Source organism: Alkalimonas delamerensis, from assembly GCF_030717955.1.
In the GTDB taxonomy this organism is placed as follows: domain Bacteria; phylum Pseudomonadota; class Gammaproteobacteria; order Enterobacterales; family Alteromonadaceae; genus Alkalimonas; species Alkalimonas delamerensis.
Genome location: NZ_JAUZVY010000001.1, coordinates 1 through 17,801, shown reverse-complemented (window position 1 = coordinate 17,801; position 17,801 = coordinate 1). Strand labels below are relative to the sequence as shown.

The window sequence follows — 17,801 nt, the reverse complement described above, 5'->3', positions numbered from 1 at the left end:
GCTTCACATCCCCATATCAAACCTGGTTTTGGACGAACCATTACTAAGCAACTCCGATGCCATAGCACTGACTTCAGCCTGCACATAAGCCCAATACTCCGGGTTATCCACCGTACGTTCCTTGATCTGACTTGGGATAAAACGGCTCATCTCCATATTAAAATCAGCACGTACTTCATCATCTTGTTGCAGCTTATTGATCTGCAGCTCGAGCGCTGTTCTAAAATCGTCTTTATGTTTATTTCTTGCCGCTAATTTTTTTTCTATCAGTTCTTTTGATAGCGCTACGCCTCGTTGTTTGATCCAGACGATATCCCAGATATCTCGCGGTTTAATTCTTCTGGCCCGATAAGCGACGGCAATAAATTTATCTGCCAACGTTTCTTGCAATGATTGCACCGGTACCAGAATACCCTCGGTGGGTACCACGATATTGTAATGGTTTAACAAGGGCCTTTTTTCAATGTCGAATGAGGGGATGGCGCAGACATCAATATGCATTTTTTGCCGGGGTAAATCCGGACGGTTCGCTTCTTTTACGATACTGATTTTCCAGGAAACAGTATCTCCCTGATTGTCTGCTGCAGGTTTGTTTACCCATACCTCAGTTTCATATTTGTTCTGAATATAGTTTTGAATGTCGGCTTCAAGACCATCGAAATCAGCCGGCTTGAAGTTATGGCCACCGTTAAAATCGAGATCCTCTGATAGGCGAGCACTGTTGTAACACATACGCAAGGAAGTCCCGCCAATAAATGTCAGACTTTGCATCGCACCTTGCTTGATCAATACCGCCATAATATCGTGGTGCAGGATCTCTTTCTCAATAACAGGGGAAATAGCAGCATAGTCTGGATTCGCTTGCACAATTTGACGAAGCTGTTGTTTTAACATCCTGATCCTCTCTCTATTCACGCTCCAGCATATGCAGATTCCGCTGACAATATTTCAGATCGGTCAGCGCTTGTTGGGTATTGGCGCGATACATTTTAATGTCAGGGTCAAAATACAGATGAGCGACAAGCTGCTCAACAGGCCTTTTGGTGTGGGTGAACTCAATCACGCCATAAGGCGTGGCAAAGATGCCGCTTCTGCCTTTTGTCACTACGGTAACCCTGTCCATCATCACTTGCGAAATCTCACCAGTATGGCTTAGCTGACTTTCCAGACTGATATAACTCAGTTCATCGCTACGCAACTTTTTGATGATTTTATAAATTGCTGTTTCAGGCTCTGGCGGCGTTAGCACACTTTCGTATAACCCTTGGGCCACTCTCCTGAGCTGACCTTTTTTTACCCGATCGGCCAGAAATTTCGTAAAGGCGGGTGTGTATGGCTCACCTAACATAAAAGCCAGCTCTGCAGCGCTATGAATGCCGCCGCCAGCCTTTATCGCGTTAGCAAAAACCAGTAGTAATTTGTCAGATTTTGACATTAAGTGCACACCAAATAACCAAATACGTAATAAAGTGTAGATACGAACAGTAAACTCGTCAATCGAATGGTGCACAATAACATACCTTTCAGGTAATAAATTGCGAACCAAATAGTCAATCTAACTCACATAAGCTTGAGCAACTACTCGGCGACAATTAGGATGACTGGCCAAGATAGTTGATGCCCAACAACAGTTGTTGCCAATCCACGCGGAGCTAACTACCCAAGAAGCGACGGCTCTACTGAATGTATCACGGCACTTTACCTACCAGATTGTCTAATTGCTGGCGCGTTAAGTGCGGGTTGTGTTGCAGCAATAACACAATCGCCTCATGCGTTTTTAAGCCGGCAATATTTACAGGGGCATTTACAGAGGCGCTTACAGGGGCGTTTTGTGCCAGTGCTTGTGCTAGCGTTTTCGCAATAGTGCTTAGCATGAAATGAATAAAAACGGTGCTATCGGCTTGCTCATCTGCCTGCTCAAACACCCTTGCCTTCATGGTCTGACCAGTATAAGCTGGCCCGATAGATAGCTTGGAGTAACAAGATGGCCATTTCCCTTCGTAAAGCCAACTGGGGCTTGAAATTCTTTGCCTGGCGGTACATTCCGCTGATTGGTTTTTGTTCGCCAAAAATTGTGCGGATGGACAGCACAACGCTGGAAGTGACCATGCCGCATACCTGGCGCACCAAAAACCATTTAGGCAGCATTTACTTTGGTGCTCTGGCGATTGGCGCTGACTTGGCCGGTGCTTTTTTGGTCTTTACCAAGGCCAAAGCCCGTGGCGTCAATGCCAATTTTGCCTTTAAAGATGTGCAGGGCAGTTTTTTAAAGCGTCCTGAAGCCAAAGTGCATTTTACCAGCCATGATGGTGCCATCATTGATCAAATGATTGATGAGTCGCTGGCAAGCGGTGAGCGCATTAACCGGCCAGTGTCGGTGGTGGTCACCTGCCCCAGTTTGCATGGCGATGAGCCGATGGCTACCTTCACCTTAACCTTGTCGGTCAAAGCCAAAGCCAGTAAAAAATAATGACTAGGGCATATTGAGCTGACGTTTGCAGCCAGCGCCCGGGCAACGTAAAATTGTGGTTTTAGCGCCACAGGAATGACAGATGGCAAAGGTAAGCGGCAACCTCTTTATCGTATCGGCGCCAAGCGGGGCCGGTAAATCCAGCCTGATCCAGGCCCTGCTGGACCTGCACAACGACATGCAGGTCAGTGTGTCTCATACCACCCGCTCCCCCAGGCCCGGTGAACAAAATGGTGTGCATTACCACTTTGTGCGGGTGGATGACTTTAAAAACCGGATTGAAGCCGGTGAGTTTCTGGAATGGGCAGAGGTGTTTGGCAATTACTACGGCACCTCACGCACCACGTTGCAGCAGACCCTGGACCAGGGCATCGATGTGTTTCTGGACATCGACTGGCAGGGCGCCCGCCAAATTCGGCAGCAACTGCCGCACGCCATTGGCATCTTTATTCTGCCTCCCAGCCTGAATGTGCTGCAGCAACGATTGCAAAGTCGTGGCCAGGACAGTGCCGACATCATCGCCGGCCGAATGAGCAAAGCGCAGGATGAAATGAGTCATGCCAACGAGTACGACTATCTGATTGTGAACGATGATTTTCAACAAGCCCTGCTGGAGCTGCGTGCCATCGTACTGGCCCAACGCAATCGCTGGCAAAATCAGCAGCAACGCCAGCAGGATCTGTTGGATCAACTGTTGGCGAAATGAGCCGAATGGCGTATACTAGCGGGTCTTGCACAACCTGTTGACTTGGAGTAGCGAATGGCTCGCGTAACCGTTGAAGATGCAGTGGATAAAATTGGCAACCGCTTTGACCTGATCCTGGTCGCTGCCCGCCGTGCCCGTCAGATCACTGTTGAAGGCAAAGATCCACTGGTAGAGTGGGAAAATGACAAAGCAACTGTCATCGCCCTGCGTGAAATTGAAGAAGGCCTGATTACCGAGTCCGTTCTGGACGAGCAGGAGCGCCGCGATCAGATGCAGCAAGAAGCCTCTGAAATGGCAGCCGTTGCAGCCATCATTGGCGGCGACGAATAACCCCTCTTTTCTACCCGCCAGCAGTGTTTTTGCTGCTGGCAGCCTACTCAACACCGCCTGATTCTGATATAAATACTAATACAAGCATCATTTTAGTCTGTCGCTGATGCCGTTTGGGAGGTCAGGTGTATCTGTTTGAAGGTTTAAAGCAGCAAATTCAAGCCTACTTGCCTGCCGACCAGGTTGGGCAGATCCAGCAAGCTTATCTGCTGGCCAGGGAGGCGCATGCCCCGCAAATGCGCTCCAGTGGCGAGCCTTACATTACCCACCCGGTTGCCGTAACCAGCATCCTCGCCGATATGCGGATGGATCATGAGACCTTAATGGCCGCCTTGCTGCATGACGTCATTGAAGACACGCCTTTTAGCAAAGAGGATCTGGCCGAGCGCTTTGGCAATACCGTGGCAGAGCTGGTGCAAGGTGTCAGCAAACTGGATAAGGTGAAGTTTAAAGACTATCAGGAGTTTGAGGTCACCAACCTGCAAAAGATGTTTATGGCAATGACCCAAGACATCCGGGTGATCTTAATCAAGCTGGCCGACCGCACCCACAACATGCGAACCATTGGTGCTCTTCGGCCTGAAAAACGCCGCCGTATTGCCCGGGAAACGCTGGAGCTGTACGCCCCCATCGCCAACCGCCTGGGCATTCACAACATTAAAAATGAGCTGGAAGACTCCGGCTTTAAAGCCCTGTACCCGATGCGCTACCGGGCGCTGCAATCGGCAGTGCAACAGGCGCGCGGCCACCGCCGCGAATTGCTGGAAAAAGTCAAAGGTGAGATCAGCAGCCGTATTGCCGATGCAGGCATTCAGGCGGAAGTCTCTGGCCGTGAAAAACACCTGTACAGCATCTACCAAAAGATGAAAAACAAAGAGCGGATGTTCAACGATGTGATGGACATCTACGCTTTTCGGGTCATTGTTGAGAGCATCGACAACTGCTATCGCACCCTGGGTGTGGTGCATAACCTGTACAAGCCGATTGAAATCCGCTTTAAAGACTACATCGCCATCCCCAAGCAAAATGGCTATCAGTCGCTGCATACTTCCTTAATTGGTCCGCATGGCATTCCGGTTGAGATCCAAATCCGCACCTCAGAAATGGACGAAATGGCCGACAAAGGCATTGCCGCCCACTGGATGTACAAAAGTGGCAATGAGCAAGCCGGAACCACTGCCCAGATTCGTGCCCGCCGCTGGATGCAGAGCTTACTGGAATTGCAGCAAAGTGCCGGCTCAACCCATGAGTTCGTTGAAAATGTCAAATCCGAACTTTACCCGGACGAGCTCTATGTCTTTACACCCAAAGGGCGAATCATCGAACTGCCGATTGATGCCACTGCGGTTGATTTTGCCTATGCGGTGCACACCGATGTCGGCAATCGTTGTGTCGGCGCCCGAGTCGATCGCAAGCCGTACCCATTAAGCCGCCCCCTTGAAACCGGCCAAACCGTCGAAATCATTACCAGCCCAGGTGGTAAGCCCAATGCCAACTGGCTCAATTATGTGGTGACCAGTCGCGCTATTTTGGGGATCCGGAATTATCTGAAAAAGCAGCAGTTGAGTGAAGCCACGAGCCTGGGCTACCGCCTGCTGAACTCAGCCCTGGGCGACGTCAAACTGGCCGATATTGCTCCGGAGCGCATCGAACAAGTGCTGCAAAGCGCTCGTCAAAAATCAATGGATGAACTGGCAGTGGAAATTGGCCTGGGCAACCAGCTTCCAATCGCCATTGCCCGACGACTGATGGGTGACTTTGACACCCCGGATGATGAAGTGCCTGCCCATGACCACCAGCACGGCAAAGCCGTCATCGTTGGCTCTGAAGGCATGCTGCTCACGTTCGCCAAATGCTGTCGCCCCATTCCGGGCGATGCCATCGTCGCCAACGCCTCACCGGGTAAAGGCCTCAATGTTCATCGCAGCGACTGCCGAAACATCAAAGGCTGGGAAAAAGATCCCGCCAAGTACTTCCCGGTACGCTGGGATCAGACTCAGGACAAGCATTTCCTGTGCGATATTCGGGTCTACATCATCAATCGTCAGGGGGTGTTAGCCAAGCTGACAGCTTTGATTGCCACTCAGGACTCCAACATCCAGGATCTGGCAACCGACGATCGGGATACCGGTGAGTACATTATTAACATTACCCTGTCGGTTCGCGACCGGGTGCACCTGGCCAATGTGATGCGGAAAATCCGCGTGATGCCGGATGTGCAGAAAATTTACAGAAGGAAGTAAGATGTCCAAAGTTATTATCCGTACCGATGCAGCACCAGCAGCCATTGGCACCTACAGCCAGGCAGTTAAAATCGGCACCACAGTATACTTATCCGGTCAAATCCCGTTGGTCCCGGCCAGCATGGAAATGATCTCAGACGATTTCAGTGAGCAAACCCATCAGGTGTTTAAAAACCTGCAGGCCGTTTGTGATGCTGCCGGAGGCTGTCTGAACGACATGGTGAAAGTGAACATTTTCCTGACCGACTTAAGTCAGTTTGCCACAGTGAACTCCATTATGAGCCAGTATTTCGCCGAACCCTACCCTGCCAGGGCCGCGGTGCAGGTCAGCGCTTTGCCCAGAGCGGCTCAAATTGAAATCGATGGCGTCATGGAAGTTCCTTCAACCCATTAATCTTGCAGTGCAGGGATGCAGCACCCACTGGCCGCTAAACCGATGATGAAAACCCTCTGCCGCTCCATCTGCTCCCTGTTGCTGGGCTGCTTTGCAGCAATGTCATCCATACCAAGCAATGCCGATGAAGCCATAGAGCTGTACTGGTGCCTTGATGACTTTCCAAACCGCCATCATTACCCTGCGGATGGTGAACCCTATGGGCCAACGGTGGACTTTATGCAGGAAGTCGCACGACGGGCGGGTGTTCGTCTGCGCTTTAGCCAGAACACCCCCTTCGCCCGCTGCCTCCGGATGATGGAGCAGGGCAAGGTCGATGTAATGACCAGCCTGAATACCAGCCCCGAGCGGGCTGAGTTTATGCATCTGATCCCGTACGATCAGGCCAGGCCCGAAGTGGTGTTGCTGCGCCAGGATAGCCCGGATATCTGGTCGGTGGCAGAGCTCAGCCACCTTAGTTTGATGGTGATACGCGGCTACACCTACAATGCCGATATTCTGAACATCATCAGCCGCCACCAGCAGACTATCGAAGTCGACTCGCTGGAGTCCGGCTTGAATATGCTGCTGCTAAAGCGTGCTGATGCCTTGCTGGCACCGGTACAGAGCTCACGCAACCTCATGCAAACGAACCCCCGTTATCATGGTCAGTTTAAAACGGCCAGTCTGGCGATTCAGCTGGCCGAGCCTCGTTATGTGCATATTGGCCTGTCCAAGGCAAGCCCGAATGCCCGGCTGGAAACGCAATTGCGCCTTGCCGTAAAGTCGATGATTGCCGATGATTTGGTGCATCGTTACTTTCATGCTCTACCTGAGGTACCAGCCCAATAACCGCAAAGCCAGGTCGTCTGCTATAGTCAAAGTATCTTAAACCAAAGTGGAGCTACTGTGCGTCCAGGTATCCTACCACTTGCCGCGCTACTCTCCTGGTTCCTGATACCGGCCCCTGCAGGAGCTCAGCTGCCGCCTGACACCCCAGAAAAACCAGAGCTGGAGTGGTGCCTTGATCACCTGCCCAACCGTCATGATTACCCGGATACTGGCAGCCCTTTTGGGCCTACCGTCGATTTCATGCAAGAATTGGCACAGCGTGCCGGCTTTCGTTTGCGTTTTAGCCCAAACACCCCTTTCTCGCGCTGTTTACGACAAATGGAGCAAGGCAAAACGGACCTGATGATACGCCTGAATGACAGCCCGGACCGCCGCCGCTATATGCATTTGATCCCTTTTGACCGGGCCAGAACTGAAGTCTTACTAATTCGCCAAGACCGCCCGGATGTGCGGTATTTCCATCAGTTGGCAGAGCTTAACTTAATTGTGGTGCGAGGCTATAACTACAATCACCGGGCGCTGAAGCAGCTGGCTCAACAGCCACGCAGCATCCCCATCGACTCTCAGGATGCCGGGCTCCAAATGCTGCTGATGGGGCGCGGCGATGCCCTGATCAGTACCTTTGAAGTGGCAAGAAATCGTATCCAAAGCAACCCGGATTACCATGGACAGTTCAAAGTAGCCAGCCTGGATCTTGAGCCGGATGAGGCTCGCTTCGTGCATTTAGCCCTAGCCAAAGCCAGTCCATACGCCCACCTTCACCAACAGCTAGCCGAAGCCATTGAAACGATGATAGCCGATGGCTTAATCCCGCATTACTTTCATCATTTGCCACAAGCCGTTGCTTCAGACCACTGACTGAGTTACTTGAGACTGCTTTTATGAAGTTTTGTGCTAAGCTGAACTTTGGATTTATTCTGACATTTATGCATGCTTAGAAACCTGTTGCTCACTTTATTGCTGTTGCTTCATGCCTTTGTCCCATCGACAGCACAAGCTGCTGCCAAGCCTCAGCTTGAATGGTGCCTGGATGACCTGCCAAGTTACCACGCCTATCCAGCGGAAGGTATACCCTACGGACCAACGGTCGACTTTATGCTGGAGCTTGCCAGACGGGCAGGCTTTGAGTTGACGTTTAGCCCAAACACCCCCTTCGCCAGATGCTTACGGTTGATGGAACAAGGCGAGGTTGATCTAATGGTCCGGCTGAACGCCAGCGAGCACCGTGAAAAGGTGATGTACATGCTGCCATACGCTTTAGCGCGTCCCGAGATCTTGCTGATCCGTCAACAACAACAAGACATCCTCACAGTTGCCGATCTCAACCGACTTCATTTAATGGTCGTCCGAGGCTACACCTACAATCATCAAACCCTAAACGTTATTGCAGGGCATCCACGCAGTTCCGTGATTGACTCTGTGGATACCGGCCTGAAGATGCTCCAAATGCATCGAGCAGATGCCTTAGTGACAACTGAGGAATATGCCATGAACTGGTTTAGCCGAGTGCCTGAATACCAACAACAGTTTAAGCAGGCAAGTCTCAGCTTTGAATCCAGCGAACCGCACCATATTCATGTCGCCTTGTCCAAAGCCAGTGCCCACGCCCACCTGAAGCCGAAGTTACAGCAGGCAATTGCCTCCATGATAGCCGACGGCACCCTGAACCCAAAAAAGCAGGAGCAAACACCACTGAACTAGCTCTCTGGTTCCCTGCTCTGGCTTCACCCTACTTGTTCAGGGTACACTGACACAATTAAGTAACACCATGGATCTGTGCGTGACCGCAACTCAACTGAACAACCTTGCCATTACCCAGTTAAAAGGGGTCGGCAGTAAGATGGCCGAGCGGCTGCACAAACTGGGGATCCACAGTGTGCAGGATGTGTTGTTTCATTTGCCGCTGCGCTACGAAGATCGCACCCGGGTCTGCGCCATTGCCGATTTACTACCCGGCATGCACACCACCATTTTAGGCACAGTGCAAAGCAGTGAAATTCAGTTTGGTAAGCGCCGCTCCTGGCTGGTGAAACTGCGTGATCACAGCGGCAGCCTAAGCCTGCGTTTTTTTCATTTCAGTGCCGCGCAAAAAGAAGCCGTTACGCCTGGGGTGCAGCTGCGCTGCTTTGGTGAGGCGCGACGCGGTATGCGTGGTCTGGAAATGATGCACCCGGAATACAAACTGGTGCAGAACGACAGCGAACTGACTGTCGCAGAGAGCCTGACCCCCATCTACCCCACCACTGAAGGCTTAAAGCAAGCCAGCTGGCGCAACCTAACCGAACTGGCACTTAGCTACCTGCAACGCTTCGCACCAGATGAATACTTGCCAGCGCAGGGTCAACGCAACTGGACTCTGACCGACGCCCTGTGTTACCTGCATCGGCCACCGCCGGATGCCAGCCTGGAGCAACTGGAAGAAGGGCAGCACCCGGCTCAACAGCGTCTGATCCTGGAAGAGCTGGTGGCGCAACAAATCAGCATGTTTCAATTGCGTCAGCATTGTCAGGCGCAACCCGGCATTGCCATCACTGGCCCTCAGCATGTGCTCAGTGAACGTTTTTTGCAGCAGTTGCCTTTTGAACCCACCGCTGCGCAGCAACGCGTGGTCACCGAGATCGAGCAGGACTTAGCCAAATCGCTACCGATGTTGCGGCTGGTACAAGGCGATGTCGGTTCAGGAAAAACCCTGGTGGCGGCACTGGCCGCGCTGCGTGTCATCGCTGCCGGCTATCAGGTTGCGCTGATGGCCCCAACCGAACTGCTGGCCGAACAGCACGCCGAAAATTTTCGCCAATGGTTCAAACCACTGGCGATTGAGATTGCCTGGCTTGGCGGCAAAAACAAAGGCAAAGCCAGAGCCCAGCAACTGGCACTGATCCAAAGTGGTGACGCCAGCATGGTGATAGGGACCCATGCACTGTTCCAGCAGGATGTGCACTTTCATCGGCTGGCATTGGTGATTATTGATGAGCAGCACCGTTTTGGTGTCCATCAACGGCTGGCACTGCGCGAAAAAGGCGGCATCGACAACCGCGCGCCCCACCAACTGATCATGACGGCTACCCCGATCCCCCGCACTCTGGCGATGACCGCTTACGCTGATTTGGATACTTCCATCATCGATGAGCTGCCACCTGGTCGAACGCCGGTCAGCACAGTCGCTATTCCGGACAGCCGTCGTGCACAAGTGATTGAGCGCGTCCAGGCTGCAGTGCAACAAGAGCAGCGACAGGTCTATTGGGTGTGCACCCTGATTGAAGAGTCCGATGTCCTGCAGTGTCAGGCCGCCGAGCAGAGCTGCGCTGAGCTGCAACAGGCATTGCCGGGTATCCGCGTGGGACTGGTGCATGGCCGCTTAAAACCAGCGGAAAAGCAGCAAGTGATGCAGGCTTTTAGTCAGGGTGAGCTGGATGTGCTGGTTGCAACCACTGTCATAGAAGTAGGGGTCAATGTGCCCAATGCCAGCCTGATGATCATCGAAAACCCGGAGCGACTGGGTCTGGCACAGTTGCATCAGTTGCGTGGCCGGGTTGGCCGTGGCAGTACCGCCTCGCATTGCGTGCTGCTGTACCATGCCCCCTTATCGCAAAGTGCTCAGGCCCGCCTGGCCGTGCTACGCGACAGCAACGATGGCTTTGTCATCGCCCAGCGAGACCTGGAGATACGCGGCCCGGGCGAACTGCTCGGCACCCGGCAGACCGGACTGGCGCAACTTAAAATTGCCGATCTGGAACGGGACGACTATTTATTGCCGATGGCGCAGCAACTGGCTGGTGAGCTCTGGCAACAAAACCCCCAGGCCTGTCAACTGCTGCTGCGCCGCTGGTTACCGGACCGCGAGCAATTTGCCAACGCCTAGCGTCTAGGGCGTGTTGACCTTTGCTGTTTGGTTTAATCGCTGCAACCTGCTCTTTCGGCTCGCCTGCCAGGCATCCACGCTGTAAATTGCCAGCGCCGTCCAAATAACGGCAAAGGTGAACAACCGCTCCGTGGCCAGTGGCTCCTGATACAACCAAACGCCAAACACAAACATCAGACTGGGACCAATGTACTGGAAGAACCCCATGGTGGATAACTGCAAACGGCGCGCCCCGGCGATAAAACACAGCAAAGGTACCGTCGTCACCAAAGCCGCAGCCATCAGCCAAAGATTCAGGGTCCAGCTGTTGTGCAGCAAGTTAACCGCATAACTGTCTGCCACAAACCACCAGTACCAGACAGCCAGCGGCAACAACAAGAGCGACTCCAGCAACAAACCAATCATCGCATTGACCGCCAGCTTTTTTCGCAACAAACCGTAGATGGCAAAGGACCCGGCCAACGCAAACGCAATCCAGGGAAAAGCTCCATAGCTCAGCAGCTGATACAGCACGGCGCAGCCAGCCAGCGTCAGGGCAAACCACTGCATCTTGCGCAGGCGCTCGCCCAAAAATACCATCCCCAGCAACACATTCAGCAGCGGGTTGATGTAATAACCGAGGCTGGCATCGAGCATATGGTTCTGATTCACAGCCCAGATAAAAAGCCACCAGTTAAAACCAAGCAGCACGGACGTCAGCATCAGCGCTGCCAGCAGTTTGGGCTGGCAAAGCACGGCTCGCAGCTGCGGCCACTGCCGGATCCCCACCACCACCGCCAACAGCAGCAAGCAAGACCAGACAATGCGGTGCACCAGAATTTCCAACGAGGGGATGTCGGCAATTTGTTTGAAATACAGCGGCGCTATGCCCCAGAGGGTATAGGCACTGATGGCCGCCAGGCCACCCAGTTTTTGCTCACGCGTCAATGACATGCTCAGGCTCGTAACAGTTGGGCCTGCATTCTATACCCATCGAGCCGATATAACCAAATCTTAACCTAGTGCTCTTTCCAGTTAATTATGACGGATTCAGTCGGAATTAACTGGAAAGAGCACTAGCACTTACCCCACTAAATAGGTACCGGTGCCTAACGCAATGTGCACGCCCTCGCTGTTGTGCAGCTCCATTCGGCAAACTGCCACTTTGTTGCCACTGCGGATCACCCGTGCTGTAGCTGCAAACTCTGTTCCCCGCCCGGGTCGTAAGTAGTCGGTGCGGATATCAATGGTGCTCATTTTGCCCAGCCGGCTTAGCAACTCATCCTGCTGAATATCCTGCATCCGGCTCAGCGCACTGGATACCGCCATAATTCCCCCCACCACATCCAGCACAGTGGCAATCACACCACCGTGCATAATTTGTTGCACCGGGTTGCCAATCAATTGCTCCGACCAGGCAAAGCAAACTTCCGCCTGCTCCAGATCGAAGCGCGTCACTTTGAGTCCCAGCACACGGTTGAAGGGCATCTGTTCAAAAGTGCTGGCAATTAACGGCAATAAATCGGCATGCTTCATGGTAACGCCTCTCCTGGTTGGACCTCTCAAGCCTATCTGGCTTTGTCGCACGGTGCAAGTGCAGACAGCGGGGACGCTTTTGATTACAATACTCCTTTACTTTGCAAGCCATGAGACCCTGTGCACGATACCCTACTGCAGCACCTGAAAACCTTCTTTGGTTACAGCAGCTATCGCCCCGGTCAATTGGAGGTGATGGATGCCGCCCTCAGTGGTCGCGACAGCTTTGTACTGATGCCAACTGGCGGCGGCAAGTCCCTTTGCTATCAATTGCCTGCTTTGGTGCTGCCTCAGGTCACCGTGGTCGTTTCGCCTCTGATGTCGCTGATGAAAGATCAGGTCGACACTCTGAAAACCAATGGTATTGCCGCAGAGTTTATTAACAGCAGCTTAAGCCGGGAAGACATCCAGGCCATCTACCAAAAATTACGGCAACGCGAATTGAAACTGTTGTATGTGGCCCCAGAGCGCTTGCTGCAACCTCAGTTTCTCGACCGGATGGCAGAACTTGGTGTCAGTCTGTTTGCGATTGATGAAGCCCATTGCATCTCGCAGTGGGGCCACGATTTCCGGCCGGATTACATGGCACTGGCACTGTTGAAAGAGCGCTTTCCCCAGGTGCCGCTGATGGCACTGACTGCCACCGCCGATGCCGCGACCCGCCACGATATTGTGCAGCAACTTGGCCTGCATCAGCACCATGAATACGTCGGCAGTTTTGACCGGCCCAATATCCGCTACATGGTGCAAGAAAAGTTCCGTCCGCTCGAGCAGTTGGTCAGTTATCTGAAGCAGCAAGATGGCCAGAGTGGCGTGGTGTACTGCAACTCGCGTCGCAAGGTGGATGAGCTGGCAAGCCAGCTGCAGGAGCGCGGCTTTGTCAGTGCCGCCTACCATGCCGGTATGGACTCCGACAGCCGGAATCGGGTGCAAGAAGCCTTTCAGCGCGATGATGTGCAGGTCATTGTGGCGACGGTCGCGTTTGGCATGGGCATCAACAAATCCAATATCCGCTTTGTGGTGCATTACGAGCTGTCACGCACTATTGAGGCCTACTATCAGGAAACCGGCCGGGCGGGTCGCGATGGCGTTGCGGCAGAAGCACTGATGCTGTTCGACCCAGCCGATATCGGTCGCATCCATCACTGGATTGACCAAGAAGAGAACGAACAACGTGCCCGGGTTGCCCGCCAGCGCTTTTCCGCTATGGCCTCCTTCGCCGAGGCCCAAACCTGTCGCCGTCTGGTCTTACTAAATTACTTCGGCGAAGCACAGCAAACGCCTTGTGGCAACTGCGATATCTGCTTGTCACCGCCCAAGCAGTTTGATGGCACCGAACTGGCACAAAAAGCCTTGTCCTGTGTTTATCGGGTCGGGCAACGCTTTGGCATGGGCCATGTGATTGAAGTCTTGCGTGGCAGCAACAGCCAAAAAGTGCAGCAATACGGCCATCACCAATTATCCACCTGGGGTTTGGGGCAAGAGTACAGCCACGATTTCTGGCTCAGCATTCTGCGGCAGTTGGTGCACTTCGGTTTTTTGCAGCAAGACATCACCCAGCATGCCGCCTTAAAGTTGCAACCCGCAGCGAGGCCGGTGCTTCGCGGCGAGCAGCCATTGCAGCTGGCTGTGCCTCGGCTGCATGCCACCAGCAGCAAAGACAAGCGCAGACCACAAAATTACGACAAAGCCTTGTTTGCCCGCCTCAAGCGGTTACGCAAAAAATTGGCAGAACAAGAAGACATAGCACCTTTCATGGTGTTCAGCGATGCAACGCTAATTGATATCTGTCAACGTCTGCCCGATAGTGAGCAAAGCTTGCTGCAAGTAAGCGGGGTCGGCTTGACCAAACTGGGTCGCTATGGCGATGCGTTTTTGCAGGAAATCAGTGACTATTTGGCGACTGAGCCTGCACCTGGCAAGCTGATGTCATGATAAATAGATGATATGCCGCTGCAAGGATAGATCTACGAAGAATATCGACTTAAGATGGTGTGTCGATACTCAATCTAAGTGAGGCAAAGGATTGAACGCTCGTTGTTTTATTATGCTGTTCGGCTTACTGCTATCCTGGTGCAGTCAGGCGCATTACGCCAGAAGCCTGGAGCTCGATCAGCATTTTGAGCAGCGCTCACTGCGAGATGTACTCCATGTCCAAATCACCGACCATGCCCTGGAAGTTGAAGACTTCTTGCTCAACCCGGCACACCATCACGCTTTCACGCCGTTGCAGGAACGACAAAAAGCTCAAATAAATGCGCAGGAAGCCGTTTGGCTATTTGCACGCTTGCATTATCAGGGTGACCAGCCACTGACAACCATTCTTTATTACGATTTCCCGTTGGCGGACCAAGTCACTCTGACTCTGTTCGATCGCGGACAACAGCGCGTTATTCATCAGCTGCATACAGGCAGTGATTATCCTTTTTCAGAGCGGGTTCTCCCTTATCCAGGCTTTGCTTTTCCGCTTCAGCTTGAGCCTGGCCAGAAAGTAGATGTATTTCTGAAGGTGCAGGATGCTGGCCTGGTGCCACTGCAATTGCAACTATGGCAGCAAGAGATCTTCCTCGCTGAACACAGCAAGAAAAACATACTGGAAGGCATTCTGTTTGGTCTTTTGCTGGCACTTGTACTCTTTAACAGCTATCTTGCCCTGCGTCGCCGCAAGCTATTGTATCTGATGCAAGCCGGGTTTTATGGCAGTCTGCTGCTGGTACTGGCCACGCTGAGTGGTCAAGCATTTGCTTATCTATGGCCAACGCAACCTGAAATTAATTCAGCCATTTTGTATGTACTATCAGGCCTCACCCTGGTTTTTCTAAACCAGTTCACTTATCAAGCACTTTCATCGTATCAACAACGCCCGTGGCGTTGGTTGTTTATACTGAACCAACTACTGAGCTTGTTGCTACTTTTCAGTCCATTGTTCGCAGATGGAGCACTTAGGGTACAGCTGCTGTTGATCTGCTCGCTGGTGGTTTTAATCAGCAACTCATTTATATCCTTTATCCATTTTTTGCAGGGGCACCTCGCTGCCCGCTTTTTTGCACTGGTCTGGCTCTGTTTATTGCTTTGCGGTGGCTTGCTGATGCTTAGCGAGTTCGGATTATTGCCACTGCCCTTTCTGTGGAAGGATCTATTGCTTATCGCCTTAATCCTCAGCCTGAGTTTGATAAGCTTTCATTATCACAGCCAGCAAGATGCAACCGGTTCTGCCTATCAAAAAGACACCTTTGCGATAGAGCACGCTTATGCCCAAGCTTTTTTCCAGCAGTCAAACAAAGCCATCTTTATCACTTCTGATCGCGGTGATTTTTTACAAGCAAATCATCTCTTCTATAAATTTATCGGACTTAGCCCCCATCAAGTTGTTAAGACACAACTGGTACAAGAGCTTTTACCGGACTGGGAACGGCTCTATCAAGACATGCTCGAAGGAACCGTTCCATCTGCTGCCACGTTGAATTACCCCTCAGGGAAAGAAGAAGCCGTAGCCATCCATATCGAGAGTGCTGAAGTCAGCGAATTGGGTAAAGTCCTTTGTGTTTCATTAGCACCACTTTCTGCCGAAGAAACTTCACGACTAGAGCAGCAAAAATTGAATCAACTGGATACCCTGACAGGACTATTGAATAAAGCAGCCTTTACTGAGAAGCTTCAACAGTTTTTGCAAACAAACTCCGTTGGAACTCTACTGCAGATTAATGTGCTTGATTTTCAGCGTGTAAATCAACAAGCTGAGCAAGCGGCTGGCGATGCGTTGTTACGGCAAATTGCCAGCAAGCTGCAATCAGAGCTGAACGATCTTCCCGTTGCCAGGCTAACTGCAGATACCTTTGTCGCTTTGTTACCAAACAAAGGGTCGCAAGAGGCATTTGTGCAAGCTTACCGACTGCTGGACCAACTACGAGGCTATCGATTTATCTGGAATGAGCATATTTTCCGCCTGCACAGCAGCATTGGTATGCTCAATATCCAGCAAGCAGATGGTGACACCAAGGAAGCATTAAAAATGGTAGCTCAGGCATGCAGCCAGGCAAAGTCAAAGGGCTACAACCGTATCCACCTGTACAATCCAGAGGAGCTACCGGTGGAAGCTGACAATATTGAGCAAACTCTGTGGCAACACAGGGTACGCCAAGCCTTAGCCAACAACCAACTGGTGTTGAATGTTCAAAGTATTCAGCATCCAGATGCAGATCAGCATACCCACTGTGAAGTTTTACTGCGGTATAAGGCAGATGCCGGACATCTTATACCGGCAGAAAATTTTCTCGGGGCTGCCAAGCAGGCACAGTTATCAGGCTTAATTGATCGTTGGGTTATCGAAAACTATTTTGCCTGGCTGAATCAACACCAATCATCCCAGACTGAAACGCTACAAAGCCACATTAACCTTACCGCAGATTCAATTACCGATGCTGATTTTATCGATTTTGTGGCCCTTAAACTGAAGCAATACAACATAGATGGCTCAAACCTTTGTTTTGAAATTAATGAGTACATCGCTGTTGAGTACTTATCTGCAACAGTAAACTTCATCCGCCTCGCACATCAACTAGGATGTAAAGTTTGTCTGGACAACTTTGGTTGCGGTTTTTCGACCTTTAACTTGTTGCGGCAATTACCGCTGGACTTTCTCAAGTTGGATCCTGCAGTAATTCACAATGCAGCGTCTGATCCGTTAAACCATGCCATTGCCCGAAGCATTATCGACATTGCAAAAAGCAGCAAAGTCGAGCCGATAGCACCACACATTGAAGATGAACAATGCTATCAGCTTATGCGTGACTATGGGGTTCGCTATTTCCAGGGGCACTACTTTGCCAAGCCTTGCCTGTTAACCGAAGCTTTTTTATAAGTTGCGGGCTCGTCACAACAACTAATCCGTGCATCCTGCCCTACGCCCTTCGGGCCAGCTAAAGCTGTTCAAATGTGCTCCTGGCACATTTGTCCCTCGCTAATCGCTCAGTCAAACAAGTTGATGTCGATCTGAACGAGGCCTCAGCCTTCTCGTGTAGTTGGGTGATACACCGAGCCAGCATGGCGACCAAACTGCAGGAGCAGTTTGGGACTGCCGTTAGGCAGGCCCGAAGGGCGAAACACAGGGACGTGTTTCGCAATGCCACTTGGGTGGCTGGCGGTGTACTACTTTGCTCACCCCATCCCTGGGGTTCACCGCTTCGCGGCCAGCTGAAGCTGTCCAAATTCGCTCCCGGCGAATTTGTCGCATGGGGTCGCCCTGCTCGAGCAATACACCAACCAAATCACGGTCAATAAAAAAGCCCCACTCTTTCGAGTAGGGCTTTTCTATTGAATGGGTGCCTGGCGGTGTACTACTCTCGCATGGCGAATGCCACACTACCATCGTCGCAGCTGCGTTTCACTTCTGAGTTCGGAATGGAGTCAGGTGGTTCCACAGCGCTATTGCCACCAGGCAAAAACTGTTT

General features: G+C 51.9%; 16 protein-coding genes and 1 rRNA gene. 11 read left to right on the top strand and 6 right to left on the bottom strand.

Translation table 11 applies throughout. From position 1 onward, the window contains the following. Positions 1 to 3: 3 nt before the first annotated feature. The 3 genes from Q3O59_RS00085 to Q3O59_RS00075 form a co-directional block, all read right to left on the bottom strand. Positions 4 to 894, bottom strand: a complete 891-nt coding sequence (locus tag Q3O59_RS00085) for a nucleotidyl transferase AbiEii/AbiGii toxin family protein (RefSeq protein ID WP_305943677.1) — start codon at positions 892 to 894, stop codon at positions 4 to 6. 13 nt (positions 895 to 907) lie between these two features. Beyond that, entirely contained in the window at positions 908 to 1,435 is a 528-nt protein-coding gene (abiEi, locus tag Q3O59_RS00080; RefSeq protein ID WP_305944425.1) for a type IV toxin-antitoxin system AbiEi family antitoxin, read from the bottom strand. 253 nt (positions 1,436 to 1,688) lie between these two features. Then, on the bottom strand, positions 1,689 to 1,925 hold the full coding sequence (locus Q3O59_RS00075) for a hypothetical protein (protein ID WP_305943676.1): 237 nt from the start codon (positions 1,923 to 1,925) through the stop codon (positions 1,689 to 1,691). A 59-nt stretch (positions 1,926 to 1,984) separates the two neighbouring features. Between Q3O59_RS00075 and Q3O59_RS00070 the strand changes: the two genes are divergently transcribed. The 9 genes from Q3O59_RS00070 to recG all read left to right on the top strand — a co-directional run bounded on the left by Q3O59_RS00070 (position 1,985) and on the right by recG (position 10,836). Further along, positions 1,985 to 2,470 carry a DUF4442 domain-containing protein gene (locus Q3O59_RS00070; protein WP_305943675.1) on the top strand — a complete coding sequence of 162 codons (486 nt, stop codon included), beginning with the start codon at positions 1,985 to 1,987 and terminating at the stop codon, positions 2,468 to 2,470. 82 nt (positions 2,471 to 2,552) lie between these two features. Then, positions 2,553 to 3,176, top strand: coding sequence for a guanylate kinase (gene gmk / locus Q3O59_RS00065; protein WP_305943674.1), 624 nt, complete (start codon positions 2,553 to 2,555; stop codon positions 3,174 to 3,176). A 54-nt stretch (positions 3,177 to 3,230) separates the two neighbouring features. Next, positions 3,231 to 3,506 carry a DNA-directed RNA polymerase subunit omega gene (gene rpoZ, locus Q3O59_RS00060; protein ID WP_228592626.1) on the top strand — a complete coding sequence of 92 codons (276 nt, stop codon included), beginning with the start codon at positions 3,231 to 3,233 and terminating at the stop codon, positions 3,504 to 3,506. A gap of 125 nt (positions 3,507 to 3,631) precedes the next feature. Continuing rightward, positions 3,632 to 5,749 (top strand): bifunctional GTP diphosphokinase/guanosine-3',5'-bis pyrophosphate 3'-pyrophosphohydrolase, encoded by a 2,118-nt coding sequence (gene spoT / locus Q3O59_RS00055; RefSeq protein WP_228592624.1) that lies wholly within the window; start codon positions 3,632 to 3,634, stop codon positions 5,747 to 5,749. Position 5,750: 1 nt separating this feature from the next. Beyond that, entirely contained in the window at positions 5,751 to 6,143 is a 393-nt protein-coding gene (ridA, locus tag Q3O59_RS00050) for a RidA family protein (protein ID WP_228592622.1), read from the top strand. 15 nt (positions 6,144 to 6,158) lie between these two features. Beyond that, positions 6,159 to 6,974, top strand: a complete 816-nt coding sequence (locus Q3O59_RS00045) for a substrate-binding periplasmic protein (protein WP_305943673.1) — start codon at positions 6,159 to 6,161, stop codon at positions 6,972 to 6,974. A gap of 57 nt (positions 6,975 to 7,031) precedes the next feature. Next, positions 7,032 to 7,832, top strand: coding sequence for a substrate-binding periplasmic protein (locus tag Q3O59_RS00040; RefSeq protein ID WP_305943672.1), 801 nt, complete (start codon positions 7,032 to 7,034; stop codon positions 7,830 to 7,832). Positions 7,833 to 7,904: 72 nt separating this feature from the next. Then, positions 7,905 to 8,675: a substrate-binding periplasmic protein gene (locus Q3O59_RS00035; protein ID WP_305943671.1), complete on the top strand. Its 771-nt coding sequence runs from the start codon at positions 7,905 to 7,907 to the stop codon at positions 8,673 to 8,675. A gap of 79 nt (positions 8,676 to 8,754) precedes the next feature. Further along, on the top strand, positions 8,755 to 10,836 hold the full coding sequence (recG, locus tag Q3O59_RS00030; RefSeq protein WP_305943670.1) for an ATP-dependent DNA helicase RecG: 2,082 nt from the start codon (positions 8,755 to 8,757) through the stop codon (positions 10,834 to 10,836). Between the two features lie 3 nt (positions 10,837 to 10,839). On the opposite strand, the gene rarD is transcribed toward recG, so the two are convergent. Then, positions 10,840 to 11,769, bottom strand: coding sequence for an EamA family transporter RarD (rarD, locus tag Q3O59_RS00025; protein ID WP_305943669.1), 930 nt, complete (start codon positions 11,767 to 11,769; stop codon positions 10,840 to 10,842). Positions 11,770 to 11,898: 129 nt separating this feature from the next. After that, positions 11,899 to 12,351, bottom strand: a complete 453-nt coding sequence (locus tag Q3O59_RS00020; protein ID WP_228592208.1) for a thioesterase family protein — start codon at positions 12,349 to 12,351, stop codon at positions 11,899 to 11,901. 120 nt (positions 12,352 to 12,471) lie between these two features. On the opposite strand from Q3O59_RS00020, the gene recQ reads away from it, so the two are divergent. Together recQ and Q3O59_RS00010 are read left to right on the top strand one after the other, a co-directional pair. Next, entirely contained in the window at positions 12,472 to 14,286 is a 1,815-nt protein-coding gene (recQ, locus tag Q3O59_RS00015; protein WP_305943668.1) for a DNA helicase RecQ, read from the top strand. 91 nt (positions 14,287 to 14,377) lie between these two features. Continuing rightward, complete coding sequence (locus tag Q3O59_RS00010; protein WP_305943667.1) at positions 14,378 to 17,212, top strand: EAL domain-containing protein; 2,835 nt, start codon at positions 14,378 to 14,380, stop codon at positions 17,210 to 17,212. A gap of 462 nt (positions 17,213 to 17,674) precedes the next feature. Here the strand turns inward: Q3O59_RS00010 and rrf are convergent. Beyond that, positions 17,675 to 17,789, bottom strand: a 5S ribosomal RNA gene (rrf, locus tag Q3O59_RS00005). Positions 17,790 to 17,801: the final 12 nt, after the last annotated feature.

Bases quoted from the DNA above. Each gene is read 5' to 3' on its own strand.
- gmk (WP_305943674.1), top strand. From the start codon at position 2,553: ATGGCAAAGGTAAGCGGCAACCTCTTTATCGTATCGGCGCCAAGCGGG.
- Q3O59_RS00085 (WP_305943677.1), bottom strand. From the start codon at position 894: ATGTTAAAACAACAGCTTCGTCAAATTGTGCAAGCGAATCCAGACTAT.
- Q3O59_RS00020 (WP_228592208.1), bottom strand. From the start codon at position 12,351: ATGAAGCATGCCGATTTATTGCCGTTAATTGCCAGCACTTTTGAACAG.
- abiEi (WP_305944425.1), bottom strand. From the start codon at position 1,435: ATGTCAAAATCTGACAAATTACTACTGGTTTTTGCTAACGCGATAAAG.
- rarD (WP_305943669.1), bottom strand. From the start codon at position 11,769: ATGTCATTGACGCGTGAGCAAAAACTGGGTGGCCTGGCGGCCATCAGT.
- Q3O59_RS00070 (WP_305943675.1), top strand. From the start codon at position 1,985: ATGGCCATTTCCCTTCGTAAAGCCAACTGGGGCTTGAAATTCTTTGCC.
- Q3O59_RS00045 (WP_305943673.1), top strand. From the start codon at position 6,159: ATGCAGCACCCACTGGCCGCTAAACCGATGATGAAAACCCTCTGCCGC.
- Q3O59_RS00035 (WP_305943671.1), top strand. From the start codon at position 7,905: ATGCTTAGAAACCTGTTGCTCACTTTATTGCTGTTGCTTCATGCCTTT.
- rpoZ (WP_228592626.1), top strand. From the start codon at position 3,231: ATGGCTCGCGTAACCGTTGAAGATGCAGTGGATAAAATTGGCAACCGC.
- ridA (WP_228592622.1), top strand. From the start codon at position 5,751: ATGTCCAAAGTTATTATCCGTACCGATGCAGCACCAGCAGCCATTGGC.